Consider the following 16059-nt stretch of genomic DNA (forward strand, 5'->3'; position numbering starts at 1 on the left):
AGAGGTGATATACATGTGGGCATATGAAAGTGTATTTTATCAGATTTATCCACTTGGATTTTGTGGTGCACCATTTGAAAATGATGGTGTATTAGAGCATAGAATCAATAAAGTTTCAGAGTGGATTCCACACATTAAGAAACTTGGAGCAAATGCAATTTATTTTTCTCCTTTATTCGAATCAGATACACATGGTTATAATACAAGGGATTACTGCATGCTCGATAAACGATTAGGCACAAATGAAGATTTTAAAAATATTTGCCAAGAGCTCCATGAAAATGGTATAAAAATTGTTTTAGATGGTGTATTTAATCATGTAGGACGAGGATTTTATCAATTTCAGGATGTCTTAAAGAATAGAGAAAATTCCAGATATAAAGATTGGTTCCACATCAGTTTTGAAGGAAATTCCAATTATAATGATGGACTTTGGTATGAAGGCTGGGAAGGTAACTATGATTTAGTTAAGTTAAATCTTGGAAATGAAGAAGTAGTGCAGCATATACTTAATGCAGTCAAATTTTGGATTGATGAATTTGATATTGATGGAATAAGGCTTGATGTAGCTTATTGTCTTTCACCTGAGTTTCTGCATAGATTAAGAAATTATTGTGATGGATTAAAAAATGATTTCTTTTTGGTTGGTGAAATGCTTCATGGAGATTACAATCAGCGAATGAATGATTCAATGTTACATTCAGCAACAAATTATGAGTGCTATAAAGGTTTATATTCAAGTTTTAATTCTATGAATATGTTTGAAGTATGCCATTCTTTAAACAGACAGTTCGGACCCGAAAATTGGACTTTATACAAAGGAAAGCATCTATTTTCATTTGTAGATAATCATGACGTAACAAGAGTTGCAAGCATACTAAGTAATGAAAATCATTTGCCATTGATTTATACATTGATGTTTGGAATGCCTGGAATTCCTTGTGTTTATTATGGAAGTGAATGGGGTGAAAAAGCTGATAAAAGTCAGGGAGACCAAGCTTTGCGTCCTTCATTTGAACAGCCAATTGAAAATGAATTGTTTAAGCACATTTCTAAATTAGCTGATATTAAGAAAAATTCAACTGCATTAAATTACGGAGATTTTTCTACTATTTTACTTACAAATAAGCAATGTGTAATCAAAAGATGTGTTGATACAGAGACTGTATTAGTTTGCATTAATGCAGATGAAAATAATTTTTATGCTAATTTTAATGTTTCAGCAAATTGCATTGATTTGTTGACTAATAAAGAATTAAGAGTAGCAAATGGTTTTGAAATGAAAGCTTATAGTTCATATATTTTGAAATTAGTTTAAGAATAGTCTTAAATTATAAAATATTTTATTTATAATTTAAAATCACTTATAATTTGCTTATAAATTTGATTATTAGGTTAAACCTGGTATTATATAAAATGAATAATAATTCATTATTTTGAAATTGTTCATAATTTTGTTAAAAAATGATTTTATTATATTAAATGTACAAATGGCTAAATTAAATTTTATTGCTTAATTTTGTAATTGAAATTTTAAATTTGTATACAATTGAGCAATAACATAATTTTTATGAAAAGAGGTAGATTTAAATGGCAAAGAAGATTGTACCTGTTACATTACTTACAGGTTATTTAGGTGCAGGAAAGACAACATTACTTAATGAAGTCCTTTCTAATCAGGAAGGATATAAAGTAGCGGTTATTGTTAACGATATTGGTGAGGTTAACATTGATGCAAGCTTAATAGCTAAAGGCGGACAGGTTACACAGAAAGATGACAATCTTGTTCCACTTCAGAATGGATGTATCTGTTGTACATTAAAGGTTGATTTAATTAATCAGATTATTGATTTAGTTTCATCAGGTAAATTTGATTATTTATTAATTGAAGCAAGTGGTATTTGTGAGCCATTGCCAATTGCTCAGTCTATTACTATGTTAGACGGTTCTTATGATAAGAGAGCAAAACTTTGCCGTCTTGATAATATTGTAACTGTTGTCGATGTAGCAAGATTAGCAGACGAATTTGGATGTGGTGAAAATCTTGTTAAAGATGATATTGATGATGAAGATATCGAAAATTTACTTATTCAGCAAATTGAATTTTGTAATACTATTATTTTCAACAAAGTTGATACTATTTCAGAAGAACAGTTAAACAAGGTTAAAACTATTGTTAAAACTCTTCAGCCAAATGCTAAGACAATTGATACTAACTACGGAAAAGTTCCTGTAAGTGAAATTTTAAATACTGAAAGATTTGATTTCGATGAAGCAAGTATGTCAGCAGGTTGGATTCAGGCTCTTGAAAATTATGACGCAGATGAAGACGAACATCATGACCACGACGAACACGAGCATGAGGAACACGATCATGAGGGACACGGTCATCATCATGACGAACATGAACACGAAGGACACGATCATGAGGGACACGATCATCATCATGATGAACATGAAAATGATGACCACGGACATCATGGACATCATCACCATCACCACCATCATCATGGAGAGGGTGAGGCAGAAGAATACGGTATCGGAAGTTTTGTATATTATAGAAGAAAACCTTTTGCTAAAGAAAAATTTGAAGACTGGATTAATGATATGCCTAAAGGTATTATCAGAAGCAAAGGTATTATCTGGGCAGCTGAGAACAATAATGACGCTTATATGTTTGAACAGGCAGGTAAACAGATTAATATTACAAATGCCGGCAGATGGTATGCTACAGCACCAAGAAGAGTACGTGCTCAGGCAATGAAAGATGATCCTACATTAGTTAAGGATTGGGACGAAGAAGTAGGCGATCGTATGATTAAATTAGTATTTATCGGTCAGAATCTTGATAAAGAAGCTATAATTAAATCATTAGATGATTGCCTTGCATAAAAACACACTAACGAGAAAGTATTGTAATAACATTACAAAAAGATATCAGTAAAAATGAACAAATTTATCTTATTCGATATGAAAATGTTTATTTCAACTGATATCTTTTTTATATTAGTTTAAATAACATGTTTATATTATGTTAGCTTAAACAACATGAGGTCTATATAATGAATGAACTCTACCTAAAATCTCACAATCAGGGACAATTATTGGATCCATATTGTCATTTTCAGGTTGAAGGCGGATATGGCCATCTTCTTTATAAAATCTTTTAACTGTAGCAGAATCATCTATTAAAGCAACTACAATATCTCCATTACTTACAGCAGAAGTTCTTTCTACAATAATATAATCATTCTCGTAAAAACCTACGTTAATCATGCTTTCACCGTGAATCTTCAAAATGAACGTTTCGTTATTAGGTAAAAATTCAGTTGGCAATGCAAAATAATCTTCGATGTTTTCAACTGCAAGTAATGGCTCACCTGCAGCAACTCTTCCAACAACCGGAATATTAGACATTTCTCTTCGTGCAAGTCCAAATTCATCATCAATTATCTCGATAGCACGAGGCTTAGTAGGGTCTCTTCTTATGTAGCCGTTTTCTTCTAAAGTAGCTAAATGTGAATGAACAGAAGAAGTAGAACGCAAACCAACTTTCTCACAGATTTCCCTAACTGTAGGTGGATATCCTTTTCTTAATATTTCTTCTTTTATGTAATCGAGAATCTGTTGCTGTTTAGCTGTAATCTTACCAGGCATATGTAATTCCTCCAAATAATATATAAAATTTTAAAATATATTCAAAATCAAAAAAAAAATTTCAAAATATACTTAACTGTACCATCTAATGTACACCTCATATGCTAATTTTATCATATAAGAAAAAATTACGCAACAAAAAACCGAACAAATATTCGAAAGTAGTATTGACAAACAAACGTTCGGGTGTTAATATAATTATACAAAGCAAACAAGTGTTCGCGTAATAGCAATAATATAAATATATTATATGGAGGATTTTAAACATGAAGTTATTTAGAAACAGTTTTTTATCATCAGTTATTTTTACAATGTTACTTGCAACTGCAGTTGTATGTACTGTTAAGCTTACAGATGTTGGAGCACAGAAGAAGGCTGACTCTAACAGATATAAATATTACACAAGTGTAGAGGTTAAACCCGGAGATACATTAACAAGTATCGCTAAGAAATACATAACACCGGAATATGCATCAGTATCAGAGTATGTAGATGAAATCTGTAAATATAATCACATTGGAAGTGGTGATAAGATTCACGCTGGGAAATATATATCAGTTATGTATTATTCAGATGAAATAAAGAAATAATATAATAATAGTTAATGCAAATTGACTATAGGCAATGTAATAAAATTACAAGACGCTGTATGAACTAAATTTAAGTCATACAGCGTTTTAATTTATTTATTAATGATTTTTATCTAGTGCTTAATCATTGCGTAATTTCACGGCATTTCTAGCCTTTCTGCGGCGTTCATCATCAATTGCAGCATAATGTTTTTTAGTTGTGTTTACATCTTTATGTCCCAAAACGTCTGCAACAAGGTATATGTCTCCGGTTTCCTGATATAAAGTTGTGCCATAAGTACTTCTTAATTTGTGTGGTGTTATTTTCTTCAAATTAGTAACAAGACCTGCATATTTTTTTACAAGTTTTTCTACAGAACGAACACCCATACGTTTTCTTTGAATTGAAAGAAAGAATGCATCTTCATGTCCTTCAACAGGAACAATTCTTTTTCGCTCTTCCATATAATTCCTTAACGCTTCCTCAACTTCATCACCGAAGTAAATGATTGTTTCATATCCACCTTTTCGTTGAATTTTTATACCTGTGTTTTTAAAATCAATATCATTTATATCAATACCAACGCATTCAGATACACGAATACCTGTTCCAAGAAGAAGTGTTAGTATTGCAATATCTCTAACTTTAGTTTTAGTATGAAAGTTTTGCTGGGATTTAGTTAACTTTGTTCCATTTTCTACTTCATCTAATAATTCAGCGACTTCATCAACATCAAGTCTGATTATTTCTTTGTCATGAAGTTTAGGCATCGAAACAATACTAGCAGGATTGTTTTTAATAAGTTCTTTTCTATAAAAGTAATTATATAAAGTTCTAACACTTGCAAGTTTTCTCATTATTCCTCGCTCGCTATTTGTATGTTCTTTGCCATCATCAGAAATATAATATTTTAGATATTCTAAATATTCTTCAATATCAGTAGCTGTCAATTTATCTAAAATATCTAAATCAAGTTCTGAAATATCTATATTTGAATATTTAGGATTTTCTGTTTTAATGTAATTAAAGAATATACCTAAATCATAAGCATATGCTATTCTTGTACGTGAAGAAGTAGTAGGTTCAATTCCTCTAAAAAAAGTAGAACAGAATTTAGGTAATTTCTTTTGCAACTCTCTTAATTTTAATTCGTTATCAATATTAATCTGTTCATGATATGTATGATTCTGTGCCATAATTTTATACCAAATTTAAAATAACCTTTCTTGTTTTTTTAATACAAATTTATGAAATACAATATTATTTTTAAAATACAAAAATAATATTATTTATCCATATTGTAGCATCCATTCATAATAGCAGTGAAGAAACGTTCTTTACAACCGGGATTTTCTTTTACCAACTGTCTAACCAGTTTTTTAACATATTCTCGTTTAGTATGTCCATCAACTGGGCATCTGTTTTTTGCAACAGGTAGTTCATATCTTTTAGCAAAACCAATAACATCCATTTCTGGTACATACATTAATGGTCTTATAACTGTTAATCTTTTTTTGTCTAAATATGTAACAGGAGAGAAGCAGTGGAATCTTCCTTCATAAATAAGCGAAAGAAACATTGTTTCAATGATATCGTCCTTATGGTGTGCATAAGCTATTTTGTTACAGCCTAATTCCTCGGCTTTATTATTTAATGCACCTTTTCGCATTTTTGCGCATAAAGAACAAGGATTGGATTCTTTTCGCTGTTCAAACACTACATCAGCAATCTGTGTTTCTATTACATCATATTCTACATCAAATTTTTTGCAGTAATCCTTAATCTTATCTAAATCCTGAATACCAAATCCTAAATCAACTGTTATTGCAACTAATTGGAATTTATTTGGATAAAATATTTTTAGTCCGCTCAATGCATATAGTAAAGTTAAACTATCTTTACCACCTGATATACCGATTGCTATTTTATCACCATCTTCAATCATTCCAAAATCATCAACGGCCTTTCTTACGTAACTATATAATTTCTGTGATTTCATAATTTTACCTACCTTGAAAACTATTATTTATTTATAATTAAATACGATTGTAGTGGAAGTAAACAGTATAAAAAAACAGTTGCGTCCACATAATTAGTGTAACACAACTGTTCGCAAAAGACAACTTTAACGAAATGTTTTGTATGTAATTCATTCATATATTGTATAAGCGTTTATAATTTAATGCATACATACTTGATATTATGCCTTTTTAAACTATATTTTTTATAAAATTGCATTAAAATAAGTTCTTTAGTCTAATATTTCAAGCAAATGTTTAAAATATTCAGGTAATGGTGCTTCAAACTCTACATATTCTTTAGTTGTAGGATGAATAAAGCCAATAGTTTTTGCATGAAGAGTTTGTCCCTGTAATTTAAACGGACATTTATTGTTATTGTAGAGTTCATCGCCCAAAATAGGATGATTAATACTTGACATGTGAACTCTTATTTGATGTGTACGCCCTGTCTCGAGCTGACATTCAATGTATGTGTATTTTTTGAAACGCTTTAAAACTTTATAATGAGTCACTGCATTTTTACCATTTTTATAATTAATGGACATTTTTTTACGATTAACTTCATGACGTCCAATTGGTGCATCAATAGTGCCTTCATCATCAGATATAACACCATTTACAATTGCTACATATTTTCGCGTTATCGAATGAACTTTTAATTGCTCGGCTACAAAATTATGGCTGTAATCATTCTTACATACAATTAAAGCACCTGTTGTATCTTTATCAATTCTATGCACAATTCCAGGTCTTAAAACACCATTTATTTCAGAAAGATTATCACGACAATGATACATTAATGCATTAACCAATGTTCCTGTATAATGACCTGGAGCCGGATGCACAACCATATCTTTAGGTTTATTTACTATTAAAATATCATCATCTTCATATATTATATCTAAAGGAATATCTTCAGCTACAATATTTGCTTCTAACGGTTCAGGAATATCTACATTAATTATATCGTCCGTTTTAACTTTGTAATTAGCTTTGCACACGCATTTATTTACTAAAATATGCTGGCTTTTTAGCAGTTTTTGAATATAAGATCTAGATATGTCAGGCAAAATTTCGCCTAAATACTTATCAACTCGAACTCCTTCGAAATCATCGTCAACATAATATATATTACTCATTTTATTCTCGCTTAAATTATATTTGTAAAATAATTTTCTAAATTATAGTTTGAAATTTATTTATCTTTTTTATCTTCAGAATCATCTTTTTTCAAAGAAAAAATCGCATTAAATTCTTTGTCGTTAATTACAAAGACGCAAAAAATTATAAGCAATGCACATGCGATTGTCACATAACAATCAGCAACGTTAAATACTGGAAAATCTATAAGCTTAAAATACAGAAAATCCACAACATATCCATTTACAATTCTGTCAATCAAATTACCAATTGCTCCTGCTATCAATAAAGTAATTATATACTGCATTGAAATTAAATGCATAGTATTTAACGAACAGTTTAACGTTAGTAGTTTGCTGATTCTGTAAATACATAAAATCAGTATAATTACTACTATTATTGTAAAGATGATAAACATAGCTATCTTTCCTGAAAAAATACCCCAGGCTGCACCTGTATTCCCTCCATCCAAATAGTTTAATTCAAAGACATTTGGAATTATGGAAATAACTTTTCCGGATTTTAATTGTGTAACAGCCCAAAATTTAGTTAATTGATCAAATATTATCAGAACAATTAAAGAAACAATAAGCTTTAAATTATGTAGTCCTGTTTTCATCTTTATAATCCTTTCTAAAACTTACTTTTCAATTATTTTTTCACAGCTATAAATTAATAAGTCATGGTCTATAGTTCTATCAATTGAAGCATTACCAATTTCTTTTAAAACGATGAACTTAATTACACCTGAATCCATTTTTTTATCATTTAAAGTGGCTTCAACAACATCATTAGCGTTAATATCTGATGTAGTAACAGGTAATTTAAATAATTTTAATGTATCACATATATCATTAAATTCAGTGCTATTTATATAATTTTTAAACAAAGAAATGTATGCAGCTGATACAATACCAATTGAAACACATTCCCCATGAAGTAATGTGAAATTTTTTAATTTTTCAACTGCATGACCAATTGTATGTCCAAAATTAAGTAAGGCTCTATCTCCTTTTTCTTTAGGATCTTCTTCCACTACTTTTCTTTTTACATTACAACTATTGTAAATCATAGTAAACAAAGTGTCATAGTCTCTATCTAAAATCTTTTGATAATTCTCTTTTAACCAGTAGAAATAATCAGAATCTTTTATTAATCCGTGTTTAACTATTTCGCCCATTCCTGAATAATATTCGCGATTAGGTAATGAGTTTAATGTACTAAGATTCATATATACAAGTTTAGGCTGGTAGAAGGCTCCTATCATGTTTTTGTAAGCCTTATAATCTACACCTGTTTTTCCACCAATACTTGAATCTACCTGTGCTAATAAAGAAGTTGGAATTTGAATAAAATCTATTCCTCTTAAATAAGTTGCTGCAGCATATCCTGTCATGTCTCCTACAACACCACCACCTAAAGCAACAAGCATATCATTTCTGTCAAATTTATTTTCAATTAAAACAGTATATAATTCAGAAATTGTATCCAAATTCTTATGAGCTTCACCTGCTGTAAATTCAAAAATAATTACTTCTTTTGAATTACTCATAAAAATATCTTTAACTTCATTTGCATATAAAGGACCAACATTTGATTCTGTAACTATACAAATTCGTTTGTTACTTATATTTAATTGCTGGATTTCATCATTTAATAAATTGAAATCTTTTGAAAATACAATATCATAACAAGGCTTTTGCTCATAATTTACTTTCATTGCGTTTGTGTTAATTGATACTTCCATATTTTTCTCCTTATAATTAAATAAATATTTATTTAATTTGCGTAAATCTAATTTAATTTACAGTGCCCTTTCTTTTTGTCTGCTATATTACTTGTTGAAATAATAACTATATAACAACAAGCATCTTAATTTTCAGTAGCTACAATAATGATTGTAGCTTGTTTATTTAACAGTATATCGAAACTGATACTAGATTTTTTCCTTTTTTAGTAACACTTATCTGTCTGTTGTAAATAACTCTGCCAAGACCTCTGACTGAAATAATATCATTTTCTTTAATTGAATATCCATTTGAAGTAATAATTTTTCCATTTACGAATACTTTTTTCTCTTCAATATATGAAACAATACTGCTTCTTGATTTATTAAATGCTAAAGAAATTATACTGTCTAATCGTATGTTACCGATAGTTCCTTTTATTTCTTTAAGATTTGGCCTGACATTTTCAATTTCATCATAAGCAATCTTACATGAAATAAGAGTATGTTTTACTTTTGTAAAATTATTGATTATATAGTCAGAAATTCCTGTAATAACATATATATATGCTACATTTTCACCTATAAAAATATCGCCAATCTTACTTCTGTCAATTCCCAAATTTAATATTGCCCCTAAATAATCTCTATGATTTAATGTATCTGCGTATTTTTTATTGAGTGGTTCGATTTTTAAAAGAGTGATTGGGACATCTTCTTCATAATAGACTTCAATTGGTTTAAAGACTACAATTTTTCTTTCTGCATAAACATTGCCTCCAGTCAAATAGTAATTAACTGGAGGTAATTGATTTGTTATTGTATTAAAAATATTTATTTCATTTAAATTTAGAAAATCAGAATATGCATAGATATTTTTTGAATAAGTAATATCTGCAAGATCTAATAATCGGTTTTTAACATAATTATCTTCTTTGTTCATCAGTCTGTCCTTAAATGTCGAATATAATTCTACTTATACATTGAAGTTGATCTCATGTTATTATATGAACTTGATATTGCATCATGGAAATCACCTGAAAGATCAACATTTGAAGGTGTCACGATGTAAATGTATCCTGTTATTTTTTGTAATTTACCGCCTATAGAATAGCTTGCACCATAAACTGTATCAACAATACGCTGAGCTAAATCTAATTTAACGCCTTCTAAATTAACGATTACAGCTTTTCCCTGAAGCAATGTGTCTATTATTTCTTTTGTTTCATCATAACCCGATGGCTTAATTACGCAAACTTCTAATCCTGAACTTCTCATCGGAACGACATTTCTTGCGTTTTTATTAGATGATTTGCTCATAAATGAACTTCTGGATGAAGATTTAGCGTGGCTTGAACGTTTGCTATATGAAGGTTCATCGTCTTCATCTTCGTATTTGTCTCTATAAGATGTACGACTTACACGTTCAGGCTGTCTTGTCTCTTCTTCATCTTCGTCGAAATCATCATCGAAATCTTCGTCATAATCATCGTAATCATCCTGATTATAATCCATTCTTAATATGTTCGACACTTTATCTATAAAACTCATTTTAATCTCCTAACTTTAATTTATATTTTAAATATTATAATTTCTTTCACCAAATATTCCGGTACCGACTCTGACTAGAGTTGCACCTTCTTCAACGGCTACCTGATAGTCTCCTGTCATCCCCATCGACAAGACACTCATACTAACATTATCAATGTTTTTATTTTCTATGTCAACCGATAATTTCTTCATATTTCTAAAATATACTCTATTTGATTCAGGATTATCAGTATATGGAGCAATTGTCATTAATCCTTTAATTCTTATGTGTGGAAATTTAGCTATTTCTCTAACTAATTGTTCAGTTTCTTCAGATGTTATTCCGAATTTACTTTCTTCCTGTGCCATATTTACTTCAATTAATATATTCGCAATTTCATCAGCTTTTGCATATTCTTTTTCAATCTGTTCTGCTAATCTTATTGAATCAACAGAATGGATAAGAGAAGCCTTTCCTACAAGATATTTAACTTTATTTCTTTGTAAATGACCAATCATGTGCCATTTGATATCTTTTGGCAATATTTCATATTTGTCACAAAGTTCCTGAACTTTATTTTCTCCGTAATCTTTAACACCTGTTGGCAATGCCTCTTCTATTGCAGTATAAGGTTTAGTTTTGCTGACAGCTATTAAAGTTACTTCATTTACGTCTCTTCCAACTTTTTCACAAGCCTTTTTAATGTTTTCTTCTACAAGTTTAATATTTTCCTGTATCATTAAAATCACTCCTTTATTTATTGAAATATAATTTGATTTTCTTTTACTTTGCTACTATCTAAGACGATATGGTCATACACACTTAAACCATATTTTTCGCCCGATTCAACAATGTAATATTCATCTGTTTCGCCTAATATGGTTACCTGAACAAAAACAGTGTATCCGTTGTTTATGTTGTAAACACCTTGTCTTGTCTGTTCAGCTCCAATAGTATATGTCTCAACAGAATCATCCTTGATGAGTACATCACCTTTTTCAAATTCATCCGTAGATACATAATAATTATCATCATCTGAATATGAAATAGTAGGATATGTTACATCACTATCAATTTTGCCATCTTTAACAACCTGTTTTCTAAATCCAATGTCTGTATCGTCATTAGATTTTGTGGCATAATCCTTTGGAATTATGTATAAATTCTTAGAAGCAATTGATATTTTTGGAATTTTTAATCCTGTTGTTATATTATCAATAATCTGAATATTTACAAATCTGTCTGTTGCATATCTTACAACATACTTTGCTAATGTAATTACTCCGTAATTATTACCATCTGAACCCTTTACAATTTTAATATTGGCTGTAGTGGTTATATTATCTTTATTAAATTTAATTTTTACACCTACTGTATCTTTATATTTTTTTACTTCATTTTTGGTAAATGGAACTACGATACTCCATTCATCATCAGTAATAGATTTATAGATAGGCTCATTTGCTTCAACATAATCGCCTGAATTAACAAGCTGTGAAGAATAGTTTTTAGCTCTAAAGTCATCCATTGTAAGTTCTTTAGCCTTTTTATTTTCATATCCATCAAATCTATAAAGTACAATTCCTGTATTACGTGCCTTATTTATCGAAAATTGAGAATCTGAATTATTTTTAATCAATGAATCTAATGCATTCATGTTAATCAGGTCAGCAACTGTTCCCTGAACATTATTTTTAAAATTATATACTTCATTAAAATCCATATCATCATAGTTGTTTGTAAAAGTATATATTTTATCTTTTAATTTTGTAATATCATCGTCTGTAAGGGTAGTATCTTTTTCAGACATTTCAGATAACAGTTTATTAATTGTTCCGTCTGCATCCATACTATATAAAGTTGTATTTAAAGATATTCGTGCACCTTCACGAACATAATAATCAACATATCCGGAAGAATCAGCATTAACAACACTTTCTTTACGTAATGCAATCCCTTTATAGGATTTATATGTTTCATCGGATGAAGTTCCCTCGACTACTTCATAATAATTAATTCTGTCTGTTGTAATGTATTTAAATAAGCTGATTGCTATATATATAAATATAATGCCAAAAATTATAATACCCGGATTAATACGTGTGTAAGATTTATATCTTATTACTCGTTTTTGCTTTTTTGCCATCTTATTCACCTTAATTATGTATTAGATAATTTAAAATTATCTATTAAACAAATGTTAAATCTGCCTAATTCAAATCATCAGGCACTATCTTATATTATCTATCATTTTTCAATTCTAGTCAATGAAATAATTACCATTTATATTATTTGATTTTTTGTAAAAAATATCATATATAAAGCACAGGAGGTGATTATATGAATTCAAAAGGATTTGATTATACAGTGCTGACATTAGTTATAATTGGAGCAATAAACTGGGGACTTATAGGTTTCTTTAAATTTGATTTAGTTGCATTTTTATTTGGCGATATGAGTTGGCTTTCAAGAATTATTTATGCAATAATCGGATTATGTGGTTTGTACTTAATCAGTCTATATGGAAGAGTTTATTCTCTTGGTGAAAACCATTAAAAACTTTATCTGAATTGTATTCTTTTATGGCATTTACAATTTAGTAATTCTTAATTTAGAAATAAAATAATTAATAAAAAATACCGGAAATAGTCAACTAATCTAATTAGTATAACTATATTCCGGTATTTTTTTATGCATTATAAGCTTCACGCCATTCTAAATCTCCGTGTTCAAGTGATTTTATAAGTAATTCGGCAGTAGCTACATTTGAAGCTAGAGGAATATTGTGCATATCACATAAACGTATTGCTTTATGAATATCCGGTTCATGAGATTTAGGATTTAATGGATCTCTTAAAAATATAACTAAGTCCATCTGATTCTGCTCAATCATGGCACACATCTGTTGTTCACCACCTAAATGTCCAGCTAAAAATTTATGAACATTTAAATTAGCCGCTTCCTCTATTAATCTGCCTGTAGTACCTGTCGCATAAAGTTCATGCTTTGATAGAATACCCCTGTACGCAATGCAGAAATTCTGCATTAAATGTTTTTTTGAATCGTGTGCTATAAAACCAATATTCATATATTTACTCCTCCTAGTATAAATCTTTTTTCCGCTGTAATCCTACATTTATTACAATCCCAATACCAATATACATGCTGATTAGGGATGACAATCCATAACTAACGAATGGTAACGTTAAGCCGGTATTAGGCAACATACATGTCGCTACTGACAAATTAACAAGCGATTGGAATCCAATCAACGATCCAATTCCAAAGCAAAACAGTTTTCCACTTAAATCTTTCGCCCTGGCTCCCGTTAGAAAACATTCAACAACTATAAGTAGCAACAAGATAACAACTGCCGCACTTCCTGCAAATCCCAGTTCTTCACCTATAATTGCAAATATAAAATCAGTATGACTTTCTGATAATAAGTTACCGTTCTTTACACTGGTTACTGTATTGTTATTTAGGCCTTTTCCTGTAAGACCGCCGGAACCAATTGCAAGTAATGAGTTCTCCTGCTGTCGTCTTGTATCTATAATGTCAGGGTCAGTTGAATCTTTGCTATAAAAACCAACAATTCTTTTTAACTGATATCCTTGTAAAATACCGCTATTAGGATCGTTTATCCCCACGTAAACAAATACACTTGCTAAAGGTATAGCAATAATTAACACAGTTGTTACAATCTTGTAACTAATCCCAGATAAAAACATTATAACACAAAATGTAATAAAAATAACTATTGTTGTTGATAAATCCGGCTGAACTACTATGAGAGCTATTGGTAATCCTGCTAATGCACATGTAGAAGCTATTGTTCTAAAGGTATTTATTGTATTTCTATGCTTATAAAGATAAGCAGCTAAAAATAATATTAAAATTATCTTTGATAATTCCGAAGGCTGAAACTGCATAAACTTTAAATCAATCCAACGTCCTGCACCTTTATTTACATCTCCATTTAATTTAACATAAACAAGCAATACCAAGTTAAATATGTATGCAAGCCAGTAAAATTTAAAAACAAATTTATAACTTACTAAACTTAAAATTATTAAAATAATAATTCCCATTACAAATCCTAAAATCTGTTTTTTCTGTTCTGTTCCACCGCTAGTAGCACTACCTATCGCAAGTATTCCAATAACAGTTAGACATACTACATAAAGTAGTAATCTAAAATTTATATTGCTAAATTTATATTCTTTTAATTTCGACAGCGTTTTTTTCTTTCTTCTTGCCATTGATATTTTGCCTCCTAATGCCCATTTTCTTTGAGCATAACTAAGTAAATATATTAAACCTTAACTTCTTTTATAGGTATGTTTGCAAAAAGATAAGGCTTTTTATCTTTTTCTATTTGTATTTTACAGTTTTCTTTATCAATTTCAACATATTTTGAAATAACATTTAAAATATCATTTTTAATAAGTTCCATTGTTTCAGGTGAACATCCCGCCCTGTCAGAAACTAAAAGAATTTTCAGTCTGTCATGAGCAATTTTCCCTGAACGTTTTCTTCTCCTGAATCTAAAATAATTTAGTCTAAACATTTTGAAAACCTCCTGTTAAATACTTTTTAAAGAAATTAAATTTTCTATTCTTATGATTCAACATTGGTACTTCTTCACCATCTATTCTTTTAGCAATATTCATAAAAATTTTAGATGAATATGAATTTGCCCCTGCAAGAGGTTCTCCTCTGTTAGTCGATATAACAATATCTGTATCATCATGAATCATGCCAATTAAATCAAGACTAAGTATCTCTGTGACATCATCAGTTGACATCATATCGCCTTTTTTCACTAAATCATTTCGTATTTTATTTACAATTAAATTGATAGGATATAGTCCTGCTTTATCTAAGAGACAGGACACTCTGTCAGCATCCCTAATTGCTGATACTTCCGGAGTAGTCACAATAATGGCTCTTGTAGCACCTGCAATAGCATTTTTAAATCCCTGCTCAATTCCTGCTGGACAATCAATTAATACATAGTCAAACTTTTGTTTTAATTCATTTGTAAGATTAATCATCTGATATTGGTTAATGCAAGACTTATCCTTGCTCTGAGCGCTTGGAAGCAAATAAAGATTTCTAAATCTTTTATCCCTTATTATAGCCTGCTTCAAGCGACAGTTCCCTTCAATCACATCAACAATATTGTAAACAATGCTGTTTTCTAAGCCCATTACTACATCCAGATTCCTAAGCCCTATATCTGTGTCTATAGCTATAACTTTTTTCCCTAATAATGAAAGGGAAACGCTCAGGTTTGCAGTAACGGTAGTTTTGCCTACTCCCCCTTTTCCGGAAGTTATTACTATTACTTCTCCCATAAAATCCTCCTCAATATACTTATATTTATTTTAGTAATCATATGTTAAGTGTAA

At 29.8% G+C, this 16059-nt stretch carries 18 protein-coding genes; 4 read left to right on the forward strand and 14 right to left on the reverse strand.

Annotated elements, in window-relative coordinates:
• Positions 1-13: 13 nt before the first annotated feature.
• Both CCC31_RS03055 and CCC31_RS03060 read left to right on the forward strand, forming a co-directional pair.
• A complete protein-coding gene (locus CCC31_RS03055; protein ID WP_290849616.1) occupies positions 14-1318 on the forward strand; it encodes an alpha-amylase family glycosyl hydrolase in 1305 nt (434 codons plus the stop codon).
• A gap of 272 nt (positions 1319-1590) precedes the next feature.
• Complete coding sequence (locus tag CCC31_RS03060) at positions 1591-2892, forward strand: GTP-binding protein (RefSeq protein WP_290849618.1); 1302 nt, start codon at positions 1591-1593, stop codon at positions 2890-2892.
• A gap of 147 nt (positions 2893-3039) precedes the next feature.
• Here the strand turns inward: CCC31_RS03060 and lexA are convergent, their stop codons facing one another.
• Complete coding sequence (lexA, locus tag CCC31_RS03065; protein WP_022089591.1) at positions 3040-3657, reverse strand: transcriptional repressor LexA; 618 nt, start codon at positions 3655-3657, stop codon at positions 3040-3042.
• A 266-nt stretch (positions 3658-3923) separates the two neighbouring features.
• Here lexA and CCC31_RS03070 point away from each other — a divergent pair, with 266 nt between their 5' ends.
• Complete coding sequence (locus CCC31_RS03070) at positions 3924-4247, forward strand: LysM domain-containing protein (RefSeq protein ID WP_117909372.1); 324 nt, start codon at positions 3924-3926, stop codon at positions 4245-4247.
• A gap of 120 nt (positions 4248-4367) precedes the next feature.
• Here CCC31_RS03070 and CCC31_RS03075 read toward each other — a convergent pair whose 3' ends face one another.
• From CCC31_RS03075 to CCC31_RS03115, 9 genes are all read right to left on the reverse strand, one after another.
• Positions 4368-5423, reverse strand: coding sequence for a tyrosine-type recombinase/integrase (locus CCC31_RS03075; RefSeq protein WP_022089593.1), 1056 nt, complete (start codon positions 5421-5423; stop codon positions 4368-4370).
• 89 nt (positions 5424-5512) lie between these two features.
• Positions 5513-6226, reverse strand: a complete 714-nt coding sequence (locus CCC31_RS03080) for an ATP-binding protein (protein WP_022089594.1) — start codon at positions 6224-6226, stop codon at positions 5513-5515.
• 252 nt (positions 6227-6478) lie between these two features.
• Positions 6479-7387: an RluA family pseudouridine synthase gene (locus CCC31_RS03085; protein WP_022089595.1), complete on the reverse strand. Its 909-nt coding sequence runs from the start codon at positions 7385-7387 to the stop codon at positions 6479-6481.
• A 56-nt stretch (positions 7388-7443) separates the two neighbouring features.
• Positions 7444-8007, reverse strand: coding sequence for a signal peptidase II (gene lspA, locus CCC31_RS03090; RefSeq protein WP_118565085.1), 564 nt, complete (start codon positions 8005-8007; stop codon positions 7444-7446).
• A gap of 21 nt (positions 8008-8028) precedes the next feature.
• The gene (gene aroB / locus CCC31_RS03095) at positions 8029-9135 is read right to left on the reverse strand and encodes a 3-dehydroquinate synthase (RefSeq protein ID WP_290849623.1); all 1107 of its coding nucleotides are present in this window, start codon (positions 9133-9135) and stop codon (positions 8029-8031) included.
• A 166-nt stretch (positions 9136-9301) separates the two neighbouring features.
• Positions 9302-10057 carry a YlmH/Sll1252 family protein gene (locus CCC31_RS03100; protein ID WP_022089598.1) on the reverse strand — a complete coding sequence of 252 codons (756 nt, stop codon included), beginning with the start codon at positions 10055-10057 and terminating at the stop codon, positions 9302-9304.
• Positions 10058-10086: 29 nt separating this feature from the next.
• Positions 10087-10665 carry a cell division protein SepF gene (locus tag CCC31_RS03105; RefSeq protein WP_022089599.1) on the reverse strand — a complete coding sequence of 193 codons (579 nt, stop codon included), beginning with the start codon at positions 10663-10665 and terminating at the stop codon, positions 10087-10089.
• Positions 10666-10692: 27 nt separating this feature from the next.
• Complete coding sequence (locus CCC31_RS03110) at positions 10693-11385, reverse strand: YggS family pyridoxal phosphate-dependent enzyme (protein ID WP_022089600.1); 693 nt, start codon at positions 11383-11385, stop codon at positions 10693-10695.
• A gap of 17 nt (positions 11386-11402) precedes the next feature.
• Positions 11403-12791, reverse strand: a complete 1389-nt coding sequence (locus CCC31_RS03115; protein WP_290849626.1) for an HlyD family efflux transporter periplasmic adaptor subunit — start codon at positions 12789-12791, stop codon at positions 11403-11405.
• 194 nt (positions 12792-12985) lie between these two features.
• Here CCC31_RS03115 and CCC31_RS03120 point away from each other — a divergent pair, with 194 nt between their 5' ends.
• Positions 12986-13201 (forward strand): DUF378 domain-containing protein, encoded by a 216-nt coding sequence (locus CCC31_RS03120; RefSeq protein ID WP_022089602.1) that lies wholly within the window; start codon positions 12986-12988, stop codon positions 13199-13201.
• Positions 13202-13334: 133 nt separating this feature from the next.
• Here the strand turns inward: CCC31_RS03120 and CCC31_RS03125 are convergent, their stop codons facing one another.
• From CCC31_RS03125 to minD, 4 genes are read right to left on the reverse strand one after another with little or no spacing between them, the layout of a single operon-like run.
• Positions 13335-13733, reverse strand: coding sequence for a methylglyoxal synthase (locus CCC31_RS03125; protein ID WP_022089603.1), 399 nt, complete (start codon positions 13731-13733; stop codon positions 13335-13337).
• Between the two features lie 13 nt (positions 13734-13746).
• Positions 13747-14907 carry an FtsW/RodA/SpoVE family cell cycle protein gene (locus CCC31_RS03130; protein WP_290849629.1) on the reverse strand — a complete coding sequence of 387 codons (1161 nt, stop codon included), beginning with the start codon at positions 14905-14907 and terminating at the stop codon, positions 13747-13749.
• Positions 14908-14960: 53 nt separating this feature from the next.
• Positions 14961-15215 (reverse strand): cell division topological specificity factor MinE, encoded by a 255-nt coding sequence (gene minE / locus CCC31_RS03135; RefSeq protein WP_290849631.1) that lies wholly within the window; start codon positions 15213-15215, stop codon positions 14961-14963.
• Positions 15208-16005 (reverse strand): septum site-determining protein MinD, encoded by a 798-nt coding sequence (gene minD, locus CCC31_RS03140; RefSeq protein ID WP_022089606.1) that lies wholly within the window; start codon positions 16003-16005, stop codon positions 15208-15210. Before minD ends, minE begins: the two co-directional genes overlap by 8 nt.
• Positions 16006-16059: the final 54 nt, after the last annotated feature.

The organism is Eubacterium sp. LMAG:50 (assembly GCF_008680265.1).
Classification (GTDB): domain Bacteria; phylum Bacillota; class Clostridia; order Lachnospirales; family Lachnospiraceae; genus Eubacterium_U; species Eubacterium_U album.